A 22107-nucleotide genomic window follows, 5' to 3' on the forward strand; every position below is an offset into this window, starting at 1 on the left:
CTCCTTCACGACGAGAGGGTGGTCGGGGGCGCCCGCCGGGCGCGTCCCGAGCATAACGCCCTGTGCCATGATCGCCGGTATGTCGTCGGTGCTCCTGCTGTCCAGCAACGGCGCGGGGATGGGCCACCTGACGCGGCTGCTGGCCTACGCGCGCCGGATGCCGCCGGGGGTCCGCCGACACGTCGTCTCGTTGTCGCAGGCGGTGCCGGTCGTCGAGGCGGAGGGCCTCCCCTGGGAGTACCTCGCCTCGCAGGGAGCCTCCGGGTTGCGCCCGGCGGCGTGGCGGCGCCTCTTCGCCGAGCAGGTCGGCGAGATCCTGCACCGGGTCGACCCCGACGTGCTCGTCTTCGACGGCACCCACCCCTACTCCGGGCTCGACGAGGCCCTGGCCTCCCACCCCCGGACCCGCGCCGTCTGGTCGCGGCGGGGCATGTGGCGGGCGGGCCGCAACACCGACCAGCTGGACAAGGCGGCGTGGTTCGACGCGGTCCTCGAGCCGGGCGACCTGTCGGCCGCCGCGGACCGGGGGGCGACCGCCACGGTGCCCGACGAGGCGGTCCTGCGGGTCCCGCCGGTCACCCTCGTCGACGCCGGGCAGGCGCACGACCGCGCCGCGGCACGCGCGGCCCTGGGTCTGCCGGCGGAGGGCACCCTCGCCCTGGTCTCCCTCGGCGCCGGCAACATCAACGACACCGACGACGAGGTCGGCGCCGCGGCGGCGGCCCTGACCGCTCGCGGCGTCGGCGTCTGCGTCACCGCCCCCGCGATCGCCGAGCGGGCGTATGCCGGTGACGTCCACCTCGTGCGGCACTTCCCGCTGTCCGAGCACTACCGGGCCTTCGACCTCGTCGTCGCCGCGGCCGGCTACAACTCCTTCCACGAGTCCCTGCGCCTCGGGGTGCCGACCCTGCTCGTCCCGAACCGGCAGACGTCGCTGGACGACCAGGAGGCCCGGGCCCGCGAGGCCGCCCGGCGGGGCTGGGCGCTGAGCGCCCCCACCCTCACCGGCGGCGCGGCCGGGCCCCTCGTCGACGAGCTCCTGGCCCGCGGGGGGGATCTGGCCTCGGCGGCGCTGCAGGCGGACCCCGGCAACGGCGCCCAGGCCGCCGCCGACCACATCCTGGCCGTGGGGGGTGCGGCATGACCCCGACCCCGGCGCAGCGGCGCCGCCAGCAGACGCTCGCCCGGTGGACGCGCCGACTGCCGGCTACCGGGTCGCCCTGGAGGAGGTCCTCCCCCGGGTGCGCCGCAGCGCGACCCTGTCCGACCTGGCGTGGCGCGTCTTCGCCCCGCGCCACGGGGCCGGCCAGGTGGACGTGCCGATGCGGGCCGGGCGGGCGGTCACCGGCGCCGACGTCTCCCGGCTCCCCGTCATCGGGGTCCTCGCGACCGGGCTCGACGAGGCCGCCGCGCACCGCCTCCTCGACCAGGTCTGCGCCCTGCAGGCCGAGCTGCTCTCCTTCCGCCCGCTCTTCGTGCTCGACGTGCCGCTCTTCGCCGCCGCCCGCCGCCACGACGTCCCGGTGGAGCTGGTGGTGCCGCAGGAGGTCTTCGCCCGGGGGGCCCACGGTGACCCGGACGGGTGGGAGGTCCACGTGGCCCGGCGCGTCGCCGGCATCGTGGACCACTACCAGGTGTGGCACCTCGCCCGGGCCGGTGAGCACGGGCTCGACCCGGCGGACGAGCGCCTGCTGCGCGTGCTGGGCGAGCGGCTCCCGGGCGAGCTGCAGGTGCGCGCGGCGGACGAGGGGCAGGGCCCAGGGTGACCGGGCGCCCCCTCGTGCTGCACGTCACGGGTGCCCGTCCCAACTTCCCGAAGGCGGCACCGGTCATCGAGGCGCTCCGGGCGCACGACGTCGAGCAGCTGCTCGTGCACACCGGGCAGCACTACGACGACCGGATGAGCCAGGTCTTCTTCACCGAGCTGGGGCTGCCCCGGCCGGACGTCGACCTCGGCATCGGGTCCGGCAGCCACGCGGGGCAGACCGCGGCGGCCATGGTCGGGCTGGAGGGGGTGATGACGGAGCATCACCCGGCCCTCGTGGTCGTCTACGGCGACGTCAACTCCACGGTCGCGGCGGCGCTCGTGGCCGCCAAGCTGCACCTCCCGGTCGCGCACGTCGAGGCCGGCCTGCGCTCGTCCGACCGGACGATGCCCGAGGAGGTCAACCGGCTGGTCACCGACCGGCTCAGCGACCTGCTGCTGGTGACCTGCGCCGACGCGGCCGACAACCTGCACGCGGAGGGGATCGACCCGGCGACGGTCCACCTGGTGGGCAACCCCATGATCGACACCCTGCTCCGGCACCGGGGACGACTGGACCAGGGGCGGGCACGGAGCGAGGTCGGGCTGGCCGCCGACGGCGACTACGTCGTGGCCACGCTGCACCGCCCCGGCAACGTGGACGACCGGGAGCACGCCCGGCGGGCGGTGGCCGCGCTCCATCAGGTGGCCGACCTGTGCCCGGTGGTCCTGCCGATGCACCCGCGCAGCCGGCCGCGGCTGCTCGACGTCGGGCTGCTCGACCACCCGGGCATCCGGCCGGCCGACCCGCTCGGCTACCTCGGGTTCCTCTCCCTCGTGGAGGGCGCGTCCGTCGTGGTGACCGACTCCGGGGGCGTCCAGGAGGAGACCACCGTCCTCGGCGTGCCCTGCCTCACCCTGCGGCCCAACACCGAGCGACCGGTGACGATCACCCACGGCACCAACGCCCTGACCACCCACGCCGAGCTGCCGCGCGAGGTCGCGGGCCGGCTCGCGGCCGGGCGGCCCGAGGTCGGGAGCACGCCGGTGCCGCCGCTGTGGGACGGCCACGCCGGGCCCCGCATCGCCACGGTGCTGGCGGGTGCGCTGGGGGCGGCCTGAGTGGAGGTGGACGAGGCGGCGGTGCTGCGCGGGGCTCATCCCCACGGCTACCTCCTGCTCGTGGGGGACGCGCAGGGCGAGGCGCCCGCCGACTGCCGGGGGTGGCGTCAGCACCCCGGCCTCCTGCCCGGGAGCACCCTGCACCTGCAGCCGCGCACGGTCGTCGGTCACGCCCGGGGGCCCCTGGACGACCGCGACGTGGTCCTCCTGGGACACCCGGTGGACGTCGCCGCCGGGCTCACCGACCCCACGGCGATCGCGGGCCGGCTCGCCACGACCTGGTCCCGGTCGGGGACCGACGCGATGGTCCGGGAGGCGGCCGACCTCGGGGGACGCTGGACCCTGCTGGCCGGCGCGCGGACGTCGCCCGCGGTGGGTGCCGGCGCGGCCGTCGACGGCCCGCCGGCCGCTCCGCAGCCCGGCGTGGAGCTCCTCGTCGTCCCCGACACCCACGCCAGCCAACCGGTGCACGTCGGTCGCGCCGCCCGGCGCGCCGCGGTCGCGAGCGCGCCGGCGCTCGTGGCCGACGCGCTCGGCCTGGACCGGGACGAGCGCGCCCTGGAGATCCTCGACCTGCTGCGCCGGCGCCGGGCCGGCCGGGTCACCTACCTGCCCGGGCTGCGCACGGCATACCTCGGGGTGGAGGCGCTCGTCCCCAACTCGCTGCTGCGGCTGACCCTCGCCGGCGACGGGATCGCGGTCGACCAGCGGCGCTTCTGGCCGTTCCGGCCCCGGGTCGCGACCGACGACCTGGACGCGGTGTATGCCGCGTTCCGGGAGCGCCTCACCGCGCACACCGCGCTGCTGGCCGGGCTGGGCAGGCCGGCGGTCAGCCTGACCGGAGGGCTCGACAGCCGCGTCACCGCCGCCGTGGCCGCCCCCGCGCTGCGGTCCGGCGGGGGGTTCGCCTTCACCTACCTCAACCCCCGGGACGCCGTCCGCGGGGACGCGGCCGTCCAGGACGTGACCGGTGCCCGTGACGTCGCTCGCCAGCTGGGGGTCCCGCACCGCGTGCTCCGGTGGCGCCAGCCCTCCGGCGGTGGGACCTTCGACGTCCTCCACCGCCGCACCTACGCCCCTCTGCTGCCCTCGCGCGGCGCGGCGCACGCCATGTGGGCCGACCTGCCCGACGACCTCGTGCAGCTGCAGAGCAACGGCGGGGAGAGCGGCACCACCTTCATCCGGCACCGTCCCGAGCACGTCCTCTCCCCGCGCCGGCTCACCGAGCTCTACCTCGGCAGCGGTGAGGAGGTCGACGACGCGCTCGCCGACGAGCTCTACGGCGACTACCTCGATCGGGTGCCGATGGACGCGGGCGCGCTGCAGGGCTTCGACGACTACGACGTCCTCTACTGGGAGCAGCGGATGGGGCGGTGGGGGTGGCAGAAGTTCGTCGACGGCGACTTCGGGCACCGCATCCTGCTGCCGTTCAACGACCGGGTCCTGCTGGAGACCATGCTGTCGCTGCCCTACCCGCTGCGCCACGACCGGGTGCTCTTCGACCGGCTCCTCGCCGAGGTCGGCGTGCGGCCCCCTCCGGCGCGGCAGGACGCGACCTCGTCCCGCCCGGCCCCCGCGACCGACGCCCCGGAGCCCGCTCGCGGCACGCTCCGGTCGGGGGCGGGGCGGCTGCACCGGGCCGTGCGGCGGCGCCTCGGTGGCCGCCCGGCCGCCCGGCCCCACGGCGGGCCGGGCCCCGGCGGGCGGGCGGGCGGCGCCACCCGTCCCGGCGGCCCGTCCCCCCCCCGGTCCGCGCGCCTTCGCCGTCCTGCCGTCCGGGTCCGCGCAGCGGCTCCCCGGCGGCCTGCTCGAGCACCCCCTGCCGACGCCTGGCCTCAGCCTGTGGGCCCACCCCCACCTGCCCCGCGCCGTCGTCGGCGACACCTCGGCCTGCGTGCTCGTGCTGGGCGAGCCGGTGGACGTCCCGGGCGGGCTCGACGGGGCCACGCCGGTGGCGCAGCTGCTGCACCGCCTGCTCGCCGACGGTCCCGGCCTCGCCGCCGCGACCGAGCGGGCCGCCGTGCTGTGCGGCTCCTGGGCCGTGCTGCTCGCCGGCCCCGAGGGCGGTCGGGCCCTCACCGACCCGCTGCCGAGCTGGGACCTGCGGCTGGCGGCGCAGGGCACCGCCCTGGTGAGCGACCCGGCGCTGCTCGCGGCGCTCGGGGGCGGCGAGGGTGCAGCCGTGGGTGGCGACCGGCTGGTGCGCACGACCGGCCCGGGCCCGGGCGCGCGGTGGCAGCCGGACCCCCTGCCCGACCTCGCCGGGCCCGCCGCCGCGTCGGGCACCGACGTGGCGCACCGGCTCGGTGACCACGTCCGGCTGCTCGCCCGCCGCGGTCGACCGGTGCTCGGCCTGGGTGGCGGGGCAGGCCTCCTGCAGCTCCTGCCGCTGCTGGCCGGGTCCGCCGAGGGGGATGGCCGGGCCCCCGCCCGGCCCGGCGCGGTGACGTGGTGGGACCCGGCCGACACCGACAGCACCCTGGCCATGATGCGCGGCGGGGACCTGGCCTTCCGGGCGGGCGTCGACCAACGGCTGGTCCTGACCGGCGGCGCGGGGCCGGCCGGGCTGGCCGAGGCCCTGCGCCCGGCGCTCGACGCGGACGAGGCCCTGTGGCTCGGTGCCCGTCCCGGCGACCCGGAGGAGGCGCATCCCCTGCTCCGGGAGCTGCCGCCGACCCTCCCGGTAGCCCTGCCCTGGAGCGACCGTCTCCTCCCTCTGCTCCCGGGGAGCACCGGGCCGGGCATACCGCCGGGGCGGACCCCACCCGCACTAGAGTGAGCGGCGATGGCTGACACGACCGCTCCGGGCCCCGGCCACGACCCCGAGGGCGACGGGGCGCCGCACGGCCCGGGGGACGCACGGTCGGCGCGCGACCTCGTCGTCTCCTACTGCTTCCCCCCGTTCGTCGACACCTCCGCGATCGTCGCCGCCAAACGGGTGCGCGAGATGGGCCGGCCGGTCGACGTGCTGCAGAACCGCATGTCCGCCGAGCGCCGGACCGACCGCGGGCTGGCCCGCATCGCCGACCACCTCGTGGTGCGCCGCCAGCAGCTGCCCAGCCCCACCCTCTTCTCCTCCTGGCGCGGGATCACCGGCTTCACCCGGCGCGGGGTGCAGCGGGCGCTGGAGTGGGACCGGGAGGGGGAGGGCTACCAGCGGATGTACAGCCGGGCGCACTTCAGCGCGAGCCACGTGCTGGCGGCCCGGCTCGCCCTGCTCCGGCCCGGGGTGGAGTGGACGGCCGAGTTCTCCGACCCCCTCTCCCGCGACGTCACCGGCGCGGTGCGGCACGCCCCCGTCCGGGAGGACGCCCTGCTGGACGCGCTGCGCGAGGGTATGCGGTCCGCCGGCTTCGCCCCGCCCACCAGCGGCAACTCCTTCGAGTGGGCCGAGCAGCTGGCGTTCGCCCTGGCCGGCACCCTCGTCTTCACCAACGAGCACCAGCGCGAGCTCATGCTCGAGCGGGTGGACGACCCCGAGCTGGTCGACCGGGTCCGAGGGCGCAGCCGGGTGTCACCGCACCCGACGCTCCCGGAGGAGTTCTACTCGATGGCCGAGCCCCGGCACCCGCTGCCCGCGGACCGGCGCAACATCGGCTACTTCGGCAACTTCTACGCCACCCGCGGCATGGGTGCCGTGCTGGCGGCCCTGGAGGCGCTCCCGCGCCGGTGGCGCGACGAGGTCTGCCTGCACGTCTTCGCCGGTCGGCCCGACCAGGTCGAGGAGGAGGTGCGGCGACGCGGCCTGGAGGACTGCGTGCGCACCGGCCCCTTCCTGGGCTACCTGGAGTTCCTGGCCATGTGCCGGAGGATGGACGTCCTGCTGGTCAGCGATGCCGTCACCCAGGGGCTGCTCGCCACCAACCCCTTCCTGCCGAGCAAGTGGAGCGACTACCGCGGCAGCGGCACCCCGGTGTGGGGCATGGTCGAGCCCGGATCGGTGCTGGACGACCAGCCCCTGGACCACCGCTCGCCGGTGGACCACGCCTCGGCCGCCGTGCAGGTGCTGGCCGACATCGCCCGCTCCTAGAGCTCCGGGGCCGCCCGGTCCGGCCGTCCCCGACGGGCACCGGCGGCTGACCGCCTGAGGTGGGCCGGTGGGCCTCTGAGGTAGCCGGCGGGTGGAGGTCGGGGAGATCGCCTGATGTGCCTGCCTACCTCAGAGGCCGAGTCTGGACGTGTCGGACCCTCCCGGGTCCGGCTGTCGAGAGAGGACGACCCATGTTCACCACCACCTTCCTGCAGGTCGAGGGCAGCTACCGCCGCGAGCAGCTGCGCCGGGCCTGGGGTGAGCCCCTGCTGCCCCGCCTGCGCCGGAACCGCCGGCCGACGACGCGGCCGCGGCCCGCGGCCCTCGGTGCCGCGACGAGCCGGTGCACCGGAGGCGTGGTCGGCGCCCGGTGACGAGGGGATCCCCGTCCCCGTCCGCCGGCAGCGGGCTGGACCTCTCCGTGCCGAGCGCGATGATGGGGGACGTGAGACCGGAGGAACGCACCGCCATCCCCCTGCTCGGGCGTCAGCCGGAGCTCTCGGAGCTGGGGACCGCGGTCTGTCTGGGCGAGCGGCCCAGGCCGGCCGCGGTCGTGCTCGGTGGGGACGCCTGCGTGGGCAAGACCCGGCTCCTGGGCGAGGTCGGAGGCCTGGCGGCAGAGTAGGGCTGGCGCGTGCTGGTCGGGCACTGCCTGGACCTCGGCGACAGCGCTCTCCCGCTGCTGCCCTTCACCGAGATCCTCGGGCGGGTGGACGACGAGGCGCGCGAGATCCTCGCCCCGGTCGTGGCGCACCACCCCGGCCTGGCCCGACTCCTTCCTGCGGTCCGGGCCATGACCGCCCAGCAGCCCGCGGCCGGGACGGGCGGGACGCCGGGTGCCGCACCGCCGTCCGGCGGGGGTCGCGACGAGGGCGCGGCGCGGGCCGAGCTCGTCGAGGCGGTGCACGCGATGCTGGAGGTGCTGGGGGCCGACCGACCGCTGCTGCTCGTCGTGGAGGACGTCCACTGGGCCGACCGCTCGACGCGCGACCTGCTCTCCGTCCTCCTCGCCCGGGGCTTCGCGTCCCCGGTCTCGGTGATCGTCTCCTACCGCGCCGACGACCTGCACCGCCGCCATCCCCTCCGCCGCGCGCTGGCCGAGTGGGGACGCATGCCCGCCGTGCACCGGATGCACCTGGGCCCGCTGCACGACGCCGACGTCCGCGCGCTGGTCCACGCGGTCCGGCCCGGGTTGGTCGACCAGCGGGCGGTGGAGGAGATCGTGCGACGTGCCGACGGCAACGCGTTCTTCGCCGAGGAGCTGGTCGTCGCCCGCGAGCTCGGCCAGGACGCGCTGCCCACGGACCTGGCGGACCTGCTGCTGGTCCGGCTGGACCGCCTGCCCGACGCCGCCCGCACCGTGGTGCGGGCGGCGGCCTGCGTTGGCCGACGGGCCCCGCACGCGCTGCTCGCCGAGGCGGTCGCGCTCCCCGACGGCGAGCTCGACGAGGCGCTGCGGGCAGCCGTCGAGGCCCACATCCTGGTGCCGGTGCCCGACGACGGCTACGTCTTCCGGCACGCGCTGCTGGGCGAGGCGGTCTACGACGACCTGCTGCCCGGCGAACGGGTCAGGGTGCACGCCGCGTGCGCCCGCGCGCTGCGCGAGGGGCGGGTGCCCGGCACCGCGGCCGAACTGGCCCGCCACGCCCGCGCCGGGCAGGACCCGGTCACCGCGGTCCGGGCGTCGGTGCAGGCCGGGCAGGACGCGCTCGGCGTCGGCGGCCCCGCCGAGGCGGCGGTGCACCTGCTCGGGGCCCTGGAGCTCCTCGAACGCCCCGAGGTCGCCGACCGGGTCGAGGTCGACCGCACGACGGTCGTGCTGCAGGCGGTCGAGGCGCTGGTGACCGCGGGCGACGCCCCCAGGGCGGTCGCGCTGCTGCGCCAGGAGGTGGCGGTGGTCGACACCTCGGCGGTGACCGCTCGGGCGGACCTCCTCGTCGCCCTGGCCCAGGCGTCGTTGCTGCTCGACGAGGCCGGGGTGAGCATCCTCGCCGCCACCGAGGAAGCGCTGGACCTGCTGGGGGAGGAGCGCACCCCCCGTCGGGTGCGGGCCCTGACCGTGCACGCACGGGCACTGGCCGACCGGGGGCGTTTCGAGGTGGCGACCCGGGCCGCGACCGCCGCCCACGACCTTGCGGGGGAGCTGGGCCTGGACCGGCTGCAGACCGAGGCTGCCACCGTCCTCGGACGGCTCAAGTCGTTCGTGGGTGAGCCGGAGGCGGCGGTGGAGGAGATGGCCAGGGTCATCGACCGGCTGCGCCCCAGCGGGTATGCCGCCGGGCTCACCCGCCAGCACGGGCGGCCCTGGGCGCCGTTCGGCTTCGACGCGCGGCTGCTGGCCGGCATCACCGCCTACCTGGTCGGCGACTGGTCGGAGGTGGACCGGCTGGCCGACGTCCGGGACGAGTCGCCGCCCGCGGCCCTGGCCCCGCTCCTGGGGGCGTTGGCGCTGCACACCCTCGCGGGTCGGGGCGACCCGTCGGCGACGCGGGCGCTGGGAGGCGCTGCGGCTGTCGACGGTGCACGACGGCTGGGCCGTGGTGCTGGCGACCGGGCCGGCGATCGACATCCTGGGCGACATCGGCGAGGTGTCCCAGGCCGCCGCGGCCTACGACCGGGCCGTCGCCACGGTCAAGGAGCTGTGGCACGTGTCGAGCTTCGCGGCGCAGGTCAGGTTCGTGGCCCTGCTGCTGGGGCACCTGGCCGGGCGGGCGGTCACGGCGGTGGGACAGGAGCGGGCCGAGCTGGTCGCCGTCGGCGAGCGACTGCTGGAGGACGAGCGTGCCGTGGCCCGCCGGCGTGAGGAGCTCGACCGCAGCGACGGCCCCGAGGGAGCCGCCTGGACCCTGCGCCTGCGGGCCGAGCACCTGCGGCTGCGGTGGCGCGCCGACGACGCACCTCCCGCCCTCGAGGAGCTCGTCGAGGCCTGGCAGGAGGCGTACGAGGCCTTCGACCGGCTGGGGCACCGCTTCGAGCGCGCCCGGTCGGCCACCCGGCTGGCCTCCGTCCTGGCGCACGCAGGGCCGGAGCGTGCGCCGCGGGCCCGCGAGCTGCTGGTGGAGGCGCGCCTGGAGGCCGAGCGGCTGGGCGCTCTCCCCCTGCTGGCCGAGATCGGCGCGCTCGACGGACGCACGGCGCCAACGGCCGACGGCGGGCAGGGCCCGCGGGGACGGGTCGAGACCGAGCTCACGCCCCGCGAGCGCGAGGTGCTGGCGCTCGTCGCCGCCGGGCGCAGCAACGGCGAGATCGGCCGACAGCTGTTCATCGCGACCAAGACCGTGAGCGTCCACGTGTCCAACATCCTGGCCAAGCTGGGCGTCAGCAGCCGGACCGCGGCGGGCCGCGGTCGCCCGGGAGCGGGGGTTGCTGGGCTGAGGACCGGCTCGACGGGCGCCGGGCGAGGACCTGACCTGGCCGCCCCGCCTCCCCGTCGGCTCACTCCCCCAGGATCAGGCCGGCCAGCTCCGCGCGGGTCCTCGTCGCGGCGAAGCGCTCCTGCACCGCGGCGCGGGCCTGCGCCGAGGCCTCCGACCACGCGGGTTCCTCCGCCAGCGCGGCGACGCGGGCCGCCGCCTCCTCGACCGACCCGACCACCCAGTCGTCCGGGAAGAGGCTGCGGGCGCCGTCGAGGGGGGCGAAGATCGGCCAGTCCCGCACGACCGGCACGGCACCCGACGAGGCCCCCTCGACGAGGGCCAGCCCGAAGGACTCCCGGCGGCTGGTCGAGAGGACGAACCCGGCCCCGGCCAGGTGCGGCGCGAGGTCGCGGGTCCAGCCGACGAAGGACACCGCACCCCGGACGTCGTCGTCGGCCAGCCGCCGGCGGAAGGTCCGGGCGTACTCCTGCTGCGAGGCCACCGTGCTCTCCGCGAAGTCGACGCCGACGAGGACGAGACGCCAGGCCGGGTCCTCCCGGCGCAGCAGCGCGAGCACCTCCAGCGCCCAGACCGGGTCCTTGACCCGCTGGGCCCAGCCGACCATGAGCAGGGTCCTGAGGTGCCCCTCCGTCTTCCCGGTCGGGATGCGGGCGGGGTCGAGCACGTTGCCCACCACCCGCACCTGCGTGCCGGCCAGCCGGTCGCCCAGGAGCGCCTCGACGACCCTCCGCAGGTGCTCGCTCACCAGGACCAGCACGTCCACGCGGGACCAGTCGAGGAGGTGGATCCAGGGGGACAACGCGTCCATGCTGTGGATGCGCAGCGTGACCCGCACCCCTGCGGGGACGCTCATCACCGCGGCGACCGAGCCCCGGTCGGCCCAGTCGACGAAGAGCGCGTCGGCGGCCTCCAGCTGCTCCAGCAGCTCGTAGTCGGGCACCCAGGTCTGCCCGACCGCCTGCCGCAGCCGCGCCCCGACGAGCTCGCCGCGGGTGCCGAGCCCGCGCAGCTGGTCCTTGACCCGCAGGTCGGTGACCCGGACGTCCGCCCGACGGCCCAGCTCCTCCACCACCGGTGTCGCGAACTGCGGGTAGGACCCGGGCGCGACGACGACCCGCGGCGCACCGGCGTCGCCCCCCGCCGGGCGGGCGACCCGCGGGTGGGGCGGCAGCCGTCGCACCGGCGCGGCCAGCAGCTGTCCCACCCGGGAGGCCCGCCAGCCGGCGAGGAACGTCTCCGGGTCGGTGACGAGGGGCGAGTCGAGCCCGTCCGCGTGCAGCTCGCGGTGGAAGAGCAGCTGCAGGGCCAGGGTCGTGGCGCGGACCGCCTCCTCGGGCACGTCGGCGGCGGCGGGGAGGTCGGCCAGGGCGGCGTCGGCCCGGGCGAGCACCCCCCGGACGGTGTCGTCCAGGTCGGCAGGCGCCTCCCCGGTGCGGGAGAGCTCCACGAGCGCGCGCAGGGCGCGGTGCACCGCCGCCTCCGGGCCACGGGTGAGGTCGGCGTCGAGCCGCCCCGCGAGCCGCGCGGCGAGGGCATACTCCCCGGTGCCGTGCAGCGCCACCACCAGGGGCACGAGGAGGGCCTGACGTCGGGGAGGTATGCGGGTCCCGTCCGGCGGGAGCTGCGTGAGCACCTCGCGGGCCAGGTCGGCGTCGAGGCGGCCCCCGCCGGCACGGGACCGTCGCCGCAGGGTGCCCCACACCGCCGCCTCACCGGACCCGTCGTCGAGCTCCTCCAGCCGCAGGAGCGGGACAGGAGCGGCGCCGGCCCGGTCGAAGAGCCGACGCGCCTCCGGGCCGACGGGCACGACGGCGTCCACGCCACCCAGCGTGCGCCGTGCCCTGGGGTCGGCGCGCAGGGCACGGGCGAGGGGACCGCGCTCGCAGAACCACGCGGCGGGGGCGGGCCGGCGCAGACGCGCGGCCAGCTGACGGGGGGTGCGGGCCCGGCGGGCCCGGACCGGAACCCGTGCCCGGAAGGAGCGCAGCTCGCGGCCCGGCTCGCCCCGGCACCACAGCAGGACCACCTGGTGACCCTGGTCGGTCAGCGTGCGCAGCCGGTCCGCCGCGGCGTCGAGGTCGCCGGCGTCCAGGGCGACGGCGGCGACGCGCCGGCGGCCCTGCCCGGAGGCGGTGGCCCCGGCGGCGTCGTGAGGGCGGTCGGGCACGCCCCGACCCTACGCGAGCCCGACCCCGGGGGTCAGCCGCGGATGAAGGCCTCGACCTCGGCGCGACCCTGGTCGTCCGGCATCTGGACGGGCGGGCTCTTCATGAGGTAGGCGCTGGCCCCGACGACCGGCCCGCCCTGGCCACGGTCCTGGGCGATCTTGGCGGCCCGGATGGCGTCGATGATGATGCCGGCCGAGTTGGGGCTGTCCCACACCTCGAGCTTGTACTCCAGGTTCAGCGGGACGTCGCCGAACGCCCGACCCTCGAGGCGGACGTAGGCCCACTTGCGGTCGTCCAGCCACTGCACGTAGTCCGACGGCCCGATGTGCACGTCCCGGTCGGCCATGGTGCGCGCCATGTTGGACGTGACGGCCTGGGTCTTGGAGACCTTCTTGCTCTCCAGGCGCTCGCGCTCGAGCATGTTCTTGAAGTCCATGTTGCCGCCGACGTTGAGCTGGTAGGTGCGGTCCAGCGCCACCCCGCGCTCCTCGAACAACCGCGCCAGCACCCGGTGGGTGATGGTGGCCCCGACCTGGCTCTTGATGTCGTCGCCGACGATCGGCACGCCGGCCGCCTCGAACTTCGCAGCCCACTCGGGGTCGCTGGCGATGAAGACGGGCAGCGCGTTGACGAAGGCCACCCCCGCGTCGAGGGCGCACTGCGCGTAGAACTTGTCCGCCTCCTCGCTGCCCACCGGGAGGTAGGACACGAGGACGTCCACCTGCGCGTCGCGCAGCACCTGCACGACGTCGACCGGCTCGACCGGCGACTCCTCCACGGTGAGGGCGTAGTACTTGCCGAGGCCGTCGAGGGTGGGGCCACGCTGGACGGTCACCCCGGTGTCCGGCACCTGCGCGATGGAGATGGTGTTGTTCTCGCCGGCCTGGATGGCCTTGGCGAGGTCCTGACCGACCTTGGCGGAGTCGACGTCGAAGGCGGCCACGAACTGCAGGTCGCCGACGTGGTAGTCGCCGAACGTCACGTGCATCAGCCCCGGGACCGACGCCGAGGGGTCGGCGTCCCGGTAGTACTCCACACCTTGCACGAGCGAGCTGGCGCAGTTGCCCACACCGACGATCGCGACCCTGACCGATGACATCCATGCTCCTTGCCGACATACCACGGGCGGCCCACCGGGCCGCCCCTTCACGCACGGGGAACGCCACCGAACGCGGGCGCATTCCGGCTGGGCCCCGACGAGGTGGGCACAATAGGGGCGTGAGCCGCTCCAGCACCGCCTCCGCCCCCCGTCGTCCGGCCGGCCGCCGGTCCTCCCGAGCGCGCCGCGGGGGGACGCTGCGCCGGGTCCTGCTCTGGCTGACGGGCCTCGGGCTGCTGGCGGTCCTGCTGGCCGTGGGGGTCTTCGCCTGGGCCTACAACCGCACCGACGTCCCGGAGCCCAACGACTTCGCGGAGGCGCAGAGCTCGATCCTCTACTACGCCGACGGGGAGACCGAGCTGGCCCGTTTCACGGGTGGCTACGACCGCGAGTCCGTGCCGTTGTCCGAGGTGCCCGAGCACGTCCGCTTCGCGATCCTCGCGGCCGAGGACCGCTCGTTCTACGAAAACGAGGGGGTCTCCATCACCGGGACGGCGCGGGGGGCCTGGCGCACCCTCACGGGGGACGGTCTCCAGGGCGGGTCCACCATCACCCAGCAGTACGTCAAGAACTACTACCTCACCGCGGACCAGACGCTGCAGCGCAAGTTCACCGAGATCATCATCGCGGTCAAGATCGACAACGAGTTCTCCAAGGACCAGATCCTGGAGAACTACCTCAACACCATCTACTTCGGTCGCGGCGCCTACGGCATCCAGACCGCGAGCCAGGCCTACTTCGGCAAGGACGTGTCCGAGCTCACGGTCGAGGAGGGCGCCTTCCTCGCCGGGGTCACCAACGCGCCCTCGCTCTTCGACCCGGACTACGCCGAGGGCAACGAGCAGCGCGCCGAGGACCGGGTCGCCTACGTCCTCGACGGGATGGTCGACGAGGGCTGGCTGGACCCCGCCGAGCGAGAGGGCCTGGGCCTGCCGGAGATCCAGGAGCCGAGCCCGTCGACGGCGGCGCAGGGGGTCGAGGGCTACATCGCCGAGCAGGCGCGCAGCGAGCTCCGGGAGCTCCTGGGGGTGGACGACGCGGAGATCGACGGCGGCGGCCTGCGGGTCACCACCACGATCGTCGAGCGGCACCAGCAGGCGGCCGAGGAGGCGGTCGACCTCTACCGGCCGACCGGGCAGGGCACCGACGACATCACGGTCGCCCTCACCGCCGTCCGCCCCGGCGACGGCGCCATCACCGCGATGTACGGCGGCGACGACTACCAGGAGACGCAGCTCAACGCGGCCACCGACGCCCGGGTCCAGGCGGGCTCGCTCTTCAAGCCGGTCACCCTGGTCGCGGCGGTGGAGGACGGCGTCGACACCCTGCAGACCTTCGAGGGCCCCACCCCGATGACCTTCGGCGAGGACGAGACGGAGGTCAACAACTTCCAGGACCTCTCCTTCGGCCTCATCGACCTGCGGGTCGCGCTCGCCGAGTCGGTCAACACGGTCTACGTGCAGCTCAACGAGCAGATCGGCCCGGACCGCACCCGGGAGGCGGCCGTGGACCTCGGCCTGCCCGAGGACACCCCGGGCCTGGACACCGACCTGACCAACGTCCTCGGGACCGCCTCGCCGACGCTGCTGGAGATGACGAACGCCTACGCCACCCTCGCCGCCGAGGGCGAGCGCGCCACCCCCTACCTCATCGCCCAGGTCGAGACCGTCTCCGGCGAGGTCACCTACGAGGCCGAGCCCGAGACGGAGGAGGGCGTCGAGCGCGACGCCGCGGTGGACACGACCGACGCGATGACCTACGTCATCGACCAGGGGTCCGGGATGTCGGCCGGCGACCTCGGCCGCCCGACCGCCGGCAAGTCCGGCACCAGCGAGAACAACGTGTCGGCCTGGTTCGCCGGTTTCGCCCCCCAGCTCGCGGCCGGGGTCGTGATGTACAAGGGCGACGGCACGGTGCCCATGCAGGACGTCGCCGGGCTGGAGCAGATCACCGGAGGGACCTTCCCGGCGCAGGTGTGGGGGGAGTTCATGCGCCTCGCCCTCGACGGCGAGGAGGTGCTCGAGTTCGCGCCGCGGGTCGGCACCGGGGGTCCGACGGACGACACGCCCACGACGCAGGAGCCCACGACCCCCGAGCCCGCCCCGACGAGCGAGGAGCCGACGCAGACCTCGGAGGAGCCCACGCAGACCACCGAGGAGCCCACCACCACCGAGCCCACCGAGGAGCCGACCACGCAGCCGGAGCCGACCAGCCCGGCGCCGGAGCCGACGAGCCCCGCCCCGACCGTCCCGGCCCCGACCAGCCCGGCACCGGCCCCGACGCAGACGCAGCCCGCGCCGCCGGGTGACGGCACGGAGCCCGAGCCGACGGGGTGAGCCTCCCGCCGGACCCGCGCACCGCAGGAGGGGGCGACCGGCCCTGGCAGGTGCCCTCCTGGGTGGACCCGGTCGTCGCCCGGGCCACGGGCGTCATCGGCGGACCGCTGGGCCGCTACGCCGTCGTCGGGGGCGGTGGTCTGGCCGGGGTCGCCGCCGCCCTCACGCTCGTCGGCGCCCTGGTCCTCGCGCTCGGGGTCTGGCAGAAGGGGCACTGCCTCATGAAGGGCTGGAGCACCCCGGACCAGTTCTGGCGGGCGTGCTACTCCGACCTCCCCGTGGTGCACGTCAGCTCCCCGCTGTCGGAGCGCGCGCTGCCCTGGGCCGGGGAGGGTGCCGCGACCGGGACGGCTCCGCTGCCGGGCGCGGTGATGTGGCTGCTGGCCCAGGTCTGGCCGGGCGCCGGTGGAGGTCTGGCGTCCCAGCAGTGGGTCTTCGCCCTCTGGGCGCTGGTGGCCGTGGTGCTGGTGGGCCTGGCCGTGCTGGCGCTCGTGAGCCTCACGCCGCAACGGCCGTGGCAGGCGGCCCACCTGGCCGCGAGCCCGGCGCTGGCCCTGCTCGCCCTCGTCTCCACCGACCTGCTCGGGGTCAGCCTCCTGCTGCTCGGGCTCTGGGCGTGGCGCCGGGAGCGCAGCTGGACGGCCGGGGTCCTGCTCGGGCTGGCCTCCCTCGTCAGGCCGTTCCCGCTGCTCGTGCTGGCCGCCGTCCTCGTCGTCGCGTGGCGGCGAGGCCGGGTGCTGCCCGCCCTGCAGACGGTGGTCGGCGCGGTCCTCGGCGCACTGCTCGTCCTCCTGCCCCTGGTGACCGTGCAGCCCGAGGCGCTCTCCGCGGCGCAGCAGTGGTGGGGACAGCCCGCGGGCTACGGCGCGCTCCAGATGGTGCCCCGCCTGCTGGGGGTCACGGTGCCGACGGCCCTCACGACGGCCGTCGCGGTGGGCGGGTGGCTGCTCGCCCTGGGTCTCGGGGTGCGCCTGTCGGCGCCGGGACGGCCGGGGGGAGGGCGCGGGGTGGTGCAGCTGTCCGCCCTCATGCTGCTCGTCGTCGCCCTGACCTCGGCGTCCCTCTCGGTGCAGTCGGGGCTGTGGGTGCTTCCCTTCCTGGCCCTGTCGGCCGTGCGGTGGTGGCGGCACCTGCTGTGGGTCCTGGCCGAGGCGCTGGTCTTCCTCGCGACCTGGCTGCACATCGCCTTCGCCAGCGACCCCGGTCGTGGGCTGCCCGGTGACGCGTACGCCCTCACGGTGGTCCTGCGGGCCGTGGCCTGGTCGTGGGTCCTGTGGGAGGTCGGGCGGGGTGACCGACCGGTCGCTCAGCGACCGGTGCCGATCTCCGCCCCGGACCGCACGGCCTCCCCCAGCTGACCGGCGAGCACGACCTGGACCACCTGCTCCTCGACGACGTCGCGCAGCGACCGGACGTAGGTCGCGGAGAGGTGGTTGCTGTCGCGCCACACGACGACCCCGCCCACGATCGGGCTGCAGGTGCGGCCCGGGCAGACCGCGTCGGTCAGGTCGAGGACCGGCAGGCCGGGGCGCTGCTCGGCGAGCAGGTCGTGACCGGTGCCCGAGGTGGCCAGGCCCCGTTCCCGGTCGAACGCGCACCGCGGGACGTCGTCCTCGTTCTCCAGCAGGCACGCCGGCACGTCGAAGGGGGCCCGGGGCACGTCCCGGATGAGAGCGGGCAGCATGCCCTCCTCGCGCAGCATGTCGACGCGCGCCCCCAGCCCTGCGGCCACCTTCTCGTCCCCGGTGGTGCCGTAGGACGCGCTGGAGAGCAGCACGACGTCCGGCGACTCCCGCACCAGCGCGTCGTCCAGCCGTCGCTGCCAGCGGGTGCACTGCCGGTAGTCGCCCGCCTGTCCGGGGCGTTCCACGACGAGGCCACGCGCGGGGGGGCAGGACGACTTGGTCATGGCGAGCACCCGCCAGCCGCGGTCCCGCCCGATCGCGTCCATCGCCGTCATCCACATCCCCGCGTGGCTGTCACCGATGAGCGCGACCGTCAGGTCGCCGTCCGGGTCGCCCCCCTCGCACACCCCGACGCGGGTGCCGCCCAGCGCCACGAAGCACTCCTCCGGCTCCAGCACCGGGACGTCGTCGGGCACCTGCTCCAGCGGCACGGCCAGGTCGCCGACCTGCTCGGGGATCTGGACGACGGGCGGAGGCTCCCCGAGCACGTCCGAGGCCCCGCTGCCCGCGGACGCGGCCACGAGCGGTCCCGTCGCGCCCGAGGCGGCCGCCGGTGGTGGGTCGTCGGTGCCGACGGCGAGGGTGTCGGCACCCACCGGGGCCCGGAGCTGCTCCACCACGTCGGGGGTCCGCCACCGGGCCGCCTGCTCGGTCTCCGAGGGCGGGGCGGCCAGCATGAGGGCGAGCCCGAGCGCCGCACCCGCCAGGGTGCAGTTCACCCCGAGCCGCAACGTGCGCCCGACGACGACACCGGGGGGCAGCTGTGCGGCCAGCACCCGCCCGTGCCGGCGGACGGGGTCCTCCACGAGGGCGAACGACCACCAGGCGGGCAGGACGGACAGCCCGACGGCCAGCAGGCCCCAGTGGACGGGGAGGGTGTCGGGGCCACCCCGGCCGACGTGCACCATCTCGGCCGCGACCGCGACGAACGGCCAGTGCCACAGGTAGAGGCTGTAGGACAGCCGGCCCACCCACTGCAGGGGCCGGGCCCGCAGCAGCGCGACCGGCCCCAGGCCGGCCGCGGACGGACCGGCGACGAGGACCAGGGCGACGCCGACCGTGGGCAGCAGCGCCCACAGGCCGGGGAACGGGGTCTCCTTCGTGATGACGACGAGCGCCACGCCGACCATGGCCAGCCCCACCCAGCCGAGGGCGGCGGCGAGGGCGCGCGGCAGCCGCGGCCACGCGCGCGCCCCCAGGGCGACGACCACCCCGAGCATGAGCTCGTGCACCCGGGTGGGTGTGACGAAGTAGGCGGCCGGCTCCTCGAGGGTCCAGCGCCAGGACACCACGAGCGACCCGACGAGGAGGGCGAGGGTGACCACCCAGGTCACCGTGCTGAAGACGCGGGCCCGGCCGGCGGCATACAGGAGGACGAGCAGCAGGACGACCGGCCACACGAGGTAGAACTGCTCCTCCACCGACAAGGACCAGTAGTGCTGCAGGGGGCTGGGGGCGCGCTCGAGGTCGAGGTAGTCCACCGAGCGCCAGGCCATCCGCCAGTTGACGACGTAGGTCGCCGACGCGAGCAGGTCGCCGCCCACCTCGCCCCAGCGGCCCCGGGGCAGGACGAGGACGGTCAGCAGCGCGGTGCCGGCCAGCGCGGTCAGCGCCGCCGGCAGCAGCCGCCGGGCGCGCCGGGCGTAGAAGCGACCGAGGTCGATCCGGCCGCGCTCCCGCCCCTCCTCCAGCAGCAGCGAGGTCATGAGGAAACCGCTGACCACGAAGAACACGTCGACGCCGACGAAGCCGCCCGGCAGCAGGGGGACGCCCGCGTGCCACAGCATCACGGCCAGCACCGCCAGCGCACGCATGCCCTCGATGTCGCTGCGGAAGTCGCGTGGCACGCGAGGCACCCGCAGCGCGTGCCGGGTGGCGTGCAGGGCCCGCGCCCGGCGCCGGGTGAGCGGGGTCTCGAGGTCGGTGGTCACCGGGCCCCCACCGGCTCCGGCGCCGGGTGGTCCCGCAGCCACGTCCGGTGCGCGCCCTCCACGCGCACGGCCACGGCCAGCGCCGCCGCGGCGGCGACGAGCCACAGCAGACCCCGGTCGTCGACCGGCTCGGTGGGCACCTGGGCGCCGTCGGTCAGCTCGGTGCCGTCGGCGCGGTCCTCGACGACCAGGGCCGCCCCGGTGTCCGCGGCGAGCGCCGCCAGCCGGGGGTCGGACGCGGTGGCCTCGAGGTGCACCTGCAGGTCCCCGGCATCGTGCTGCACCGCCAGCCGCACGCTGCCCGCCAGCTCGGGGTCCAGCTCCACGGCCTGCTCGACCCGGGGGCGCAGGCCGGGGGCGGTCAGCTGCCCCGAGATCTCGTCGGCGGCGCGCTCGGTGGGGGCGGTGAGCGTCGCGGTCGCCGCATACGTGCGCGGCTGGGCGAGCTCGGCGGTGCCGACGACGAGCACCGCGAGCAGCACCAGCGTGATCCAGGGCAGGCGCGCGAGGAGGTGGCTCCAGCGGCGGGGTGCGGGGTGGCTGCGACGGGCCGGGCGGTGCCTACCCACCGGGCGTCTCCTGCTCCGCCCACCACCTCAGCAGCTCTGCGCGGGCTCCTTCTTCGCCCAGCGGTCCCTGGTCCAGCCGCACCGCGAGGAGGTGCTGGTAGGCACGACCGAGCTGCGGACCGGGAGGTATGCCGAGGACGGCCCCGATCTGGTGCCCGTCGAGCTCGGGCCGGACCGCGCTGAGCTCCTCCTCCTCGCGCAGCCGCTCGATGCGCTCCTCGAGGTGGTCGTAGCTCGCCGACAGGCGTGCGGCCTTGCGCCGGTTGCGGGTGGTGCAGTCGGACCGGGTGAGCTTGTGCAGCCGGCCCAGCAGCGGTCCCGCGTCGGTGACGTAGCGCCGCACCGCCGCGTCGGTCCACTCTCCCGAGCCGTAGCCGTGGAAACGCAGGTGCAGCTCGACGAGCCGGGTGACGGCCAGCACCGTCTCCTTGTCGAAGCGCAGGGCCCGCAGCCGGGCGCGGGTCATCTTGGCGCCGACCACCTCGTGGTGGTGGAAGCTGACGCCGCCCCCGGGCTCGAAGCGGCGGGTGGGGGGCTTGCCGATGTCGTGCAGCAGCGCGGCCAGCCGCAGGACGAGGTCCGGTCCCGGCACCCGGTCGGGGTCGTCCTCCCTCGTCCCCGGCTCGTCCTCGAGGCCGATCGCCTGCTCCAGCACGATGAGGCTGTGCTCGTAGACGTCCTTGTGGCGGTGGTGCTCGTCGACCTCCAGGCGCAGCGCGGGGAGCTCGGGCAGCACGTGGTCGGCGAGCCCTGTCGTCACGAGGATCTCGAGACCGGCGCGCGGCTCGGGGGCGAGCACGAGCTTGACGAGCTCGTCGCGGACCCGCTCCGCGGACACGATGGTCAGCCGGTCGGCCATGTCCGTCATCGCGTCGAGGACCTCGGTCGCGGGACGGAAGGCCAGCTGGGCGGCGAACCGGGCGGCGCGCAGCATCCGCAGGGGGTCGTCGGCGAAGGACACCTCGGGCTCGTGCGGGGTGCGCAGCCGGCGTCCTGCCAGGTCGGCCAGCCCGCCGTGCGGGTCGACGAAGGTGAGGTCGGGCAGACGCAGGGCCATGGCGTTGACCCGGAAGTCGCGGCGGACGAGGTCCTCCTCCAGCGAGGTCCCGAAGGCGACGACGGGCTTGCGGGTCTCACCGTCGTAGGCGTCGGCGCGGTAGGTCGTGATCTCCAGAATGTGCGCGCCGCGGCGCGCACCGATGGTGCCGAACGCCCGACCGACGTCCCAGGTGGTGTCGGCCCAGCCGGTCAGCACCTGCTCGATCTGCTCGGGCGTGGCCGACGTGGTGAGGTCGAGGTCGGTGGAGGCGCGGCCCAGGAAGGCGTCCCGCACCGGCCCGCCGACGAGCGCCACCTCGTGCCCGGCGGTGCCGAAGAGCTCGCCGATCTCGGCGAGCAGCCCCATGACCGGGGTCAGGTGGCGCAGGGCGCGCAGCAGCAGCGCGCCGTCGGGGGTCATCTCGGTGGCGGACATCGGATCTAGGGTAGACGGCCCCCGCGCCGGGCTGGGTCGTCGTCCGGTCCGGGCCGACCCCACTCGTTACAGTGGGTGGATGACCACCATGCCTCCGCGCCAGCACCATGGCGCGCGACGGCTGCCGTCGGTCAACGAGACCTCCGCCGGGGGTGTGGTCATCGACGTCTTCGAGGGTCAGGCGAGGATCGCCATCATCGCCCGGCGCAACCGGTCCGGCCGGGTCGAGTGGTGTCTGCCCAAGGGGCACGTGGAGCCCGGTGAGACGCTCGTGCAGACCGCGGAGCGGGAGGTCGCCGAGGAGACCGGCATCGAGGGTCGGGTCCTCATCACCCTGGGGACGATCGAGTACTGGTTCACCACGCCCTCGCACCGGATCCACAAGATGGTCCACCACTACCTCCTGGAGGCGACCGGGGGCCGTCTCACCATCGACAACGACCCCGACCACGAGGCGATCGACGCCATCTGGGTCCCGCTGGACCAGGTCCACCGCAAGCTCACCTTCCCCAACGAGCGACGCATCGCCCGGGAGGCCTGGCTCCGACTCACCCGGAGCGCCTGAGGGACCG

The 22107-nt window shown here is 75.8% G+C and carries 17 protein-coding genes and 1 pseudogene; 13 read left to right on the plus strand and 5 right to left on the minus strand.

Features of this window, described 5'->3' with window-relative positions; genetic code table 11:
* Positions 1-79: 79 nt before the first annotated feature.
* The 10 genes and pseudogenes from FHD63_RS15700 to FHD63_RS17080 all read left to right on the plus strand — a co-directional run.
* A complete protein-coding gene (locus FHD63_RS15700) occupies positions 80-1144 on the plus strand; it encodes a glycosyltransferase (RefSeq protein ID WP_139722866.1) in 1065 nt (354 codons plus the stop codon).
* A 43-nt stretch (positions 1145-1187) separates the two neighbouring features.
* The gene (locus FHD63_RS15705) at positions 1188-1766 is read left to right on the plus strand and encodes a hypothetical protein (protein ID WP_139722867.1); all 579 of its coding nucleotides are present in this window, start codon (positions 1188-1190) and stop codon (positions 1764-1766) included.
* Entirely contained in the window at positions 1763-2866 is a 1104-nt protein-coding gene (gene wecB / locus FHD63_RS15710; RefSeq protein ID WP_139722868.1) for a non-hydrolyzing UDP-N-acetylglucosamine 2-epimerase, read from the plus strand. Before FHD63_RS15705 ends, wecB begins: the two co-directional genes overlap by 4 nt.
* Positions 2867-5176 (plus strand): hypothetical protein, encoded by a 2310-nt coding sequence (locus FHD63_RS15715; protein ID WP_139722869.1) that lies wholly within the window; start codon positions 2867-2869, stop codon positions 5174-5176.
* The gene (locus FHD63_RS15720) at positions 5157-5645 is read left to right on the plus strand and encodes a hypothetical protein (RefSeq protein WP_139722870.1); all 489 of its coding nucleotides are present in this window, start codon (positions 5157-5159) and stop codon (positions 5643-5645) included. Before FHD63_RS15715 ends, FHD63_RS15720 begins: the two co-directional genes overlap by 20 nt.
* Before the next feature lie 6 nt (positions 5646-5651).
* On the plus strand, positions 5652-6896 hold the full coding sequence (locus FHD63_RS15725) for a glycosyltransferase family protein (RefSeq protein ID WP_174964954.1): 1245 nt from the start codon (positions 5652-5654) through the stop codon (positions 6894-6896).
* Positions 6897-7087: 191 nt separating this feature from the next.
* Positions 7088-7270 (plus strand): hypothetical protein, encoded by a 183-nt coding sequence (locus FHD63_RS15730; RefSeq protein WP_139722871.1) that lies wholly within the window; start codon positions 7088-7090, stop codon positions 7268-7270.
* 71 nt (positions 7271-7341) lie between these two features.
* A complete protein-coding gene (locus FHD63_RS15735; protein WP_139722872.1) occupies positions 7342-7521 on the plus strand; it encodes a P-loop NTPase family protein in 180 nt (59 codons plus the stop codon).
* Between the two features lie 9 nt (positions 7522-7530).
* Positions 7531-9699 carry an ATP-binding protein gene (locus FHD63_RS16790; RefSeq protein WP_139722873.1) on the plus strand — a complete coding sequence of 723 codons (2169 nt, stop codon included), beginning with the start codon at positions 7531-7533 and terminating at the stop codon, positions 9697-9699.
* A gap of 253 nt (positions 9700-9952) precedes the next feature.
* A pseudogene (locus FHD63_RS17080) lies at positions 9953-10222 on the plus strand (helix-turn-helix domain-containing protein); the annotation flags it as partial.
* A gap of 109 nt (positions 10223-10331) precedes the next feature.
* Here FHD63_RS17080 and FHD63_RS15750 read toward each other — a convergent pair.
* Entirely contained in the window at positions 10332-12440 is a 2109-nt protein-coding gene (locus FHD63_RS15750; protein ID WP_139722874.1) for a glycosyltransferase, read from the minus strand.
* A gap of 32 nt (positions 12441-12472) precedes the next feature.
* Positions 12473-13540, minus strand: coding sequence for an inositol-3-phosphate synthase (locus FHD63_RS15755; RefSeq protein WP_139722875.1), 1068 nt, complete (start codon positions 13538-13540; stop codon positions 12473-12475).
* 119 nt (positions 13541-13659) lie between these two features.
* Between FHD63_RS15755 and FHD63_RS15760 the strand changes: the two genes are divergently transcribed.
* Both FHD63_RS15760 and FHD63_RS15765 read left to right on the plus strand, forming a co-directional pair.
* On the plus strand, positions 13660-15876 hold the full coding sequence (locus FHD63_RS15760) for a transglycosylase domain-containing protein (RefSeq protein ID WP_158296820.1): 2217 nt from the start codon (positions 13660-13662) through the stop codon (positions 15874-15876).
* Positions 15873-17234 carry a hypothetical protein gene (locus tag FHD63_RS15765; RefSeq protein WP_139722877.1) on the plus strand — a complete coding sequence of 454 codons (1362 nt, stop codon included), beginning with the start codon at positions 15873-15875 and terminating at the stop codon, positions 17232-17234. The genes FHD63_RS15760 and FHD63_RS15765 overlap by 4 nt, the downstream gene beginning before the upstream one ends.
* Here FHD63_RS15765 and FHD63_RS15770 read toward each other — a convergent pair.
* The 3 genes from FHD63_RS15770 to FHD63_RS15780 are packed head-to-tail and all read right to left on the minus strand — an operon-like array spanning position 17183 to position 21535.
* On the minus strand, positions 17183-19492 hold the full coding sequence (locus FHD63_RS15770) for an acyltransferase family protein (RefSeq protein WP_139722878.1): 2310 nt from the start codon (positions 19490-19492) through the stop codon (positions 17183-17185). The two genes, FHD63_RS15765 and FHD63_RS15770, sit on opposite strands and share 52 nt — an antisense overlap.
* Complete coding sequence (locus tag FHD63_RS15775; protein WP_139722879.1) at positions 19489-20061, minus strand: hypothetical protein; 573 nt, start codon at positions 20059-20061, stop codon at positions 19489-19491. Before FHD63_RS15775 ends, FHD63_RS15770 begins: the two co-directional genes overlap by 4 nt.
* A complete protein-coding gene (locus tag FHD63_RS15780) occupies positions 20054-21535 on the minus strand; it encodes a CCA tRNA nucleotidyltransferase (protein WP_139722880.1) in 1482 nt (493 codons plus the stop codon). The genes FHD63_RS15775 and FHD63_RS15780 overlap by 8 nt, the downstream gene beginning before the upstream one ends.
* A 79-nt stretch (positions 21536-21614) precedes the next feature.
* Here FHD63_RS15780 and FHD63_RS15785 point away from each other — a divergent pair, with 79 nt between their 5' ends.
* Complete coding sequence (locus FHD63_RS15785) at positions 21615-22100, plus strand: NUDIX hydrolase (protein ID WP_139722881.1); 486 nt, start codon at positions 21615-21617, stop codon at positions 22098-22100.
* The last annotated feature ends 7 nt before the right edge of the window (positions 22101-22107 follow it).

It is taken from the genome of Serinicoccus chungangensis (assembly GCF_006337125.1).
GTDB classification, from domain to species: Bacteria; Actinomycetota; Actinomycetes; order Actinomycetales; family Dermatophilaceae; genus Ornithinicoccus; species Ornithinicoccus chungangensis.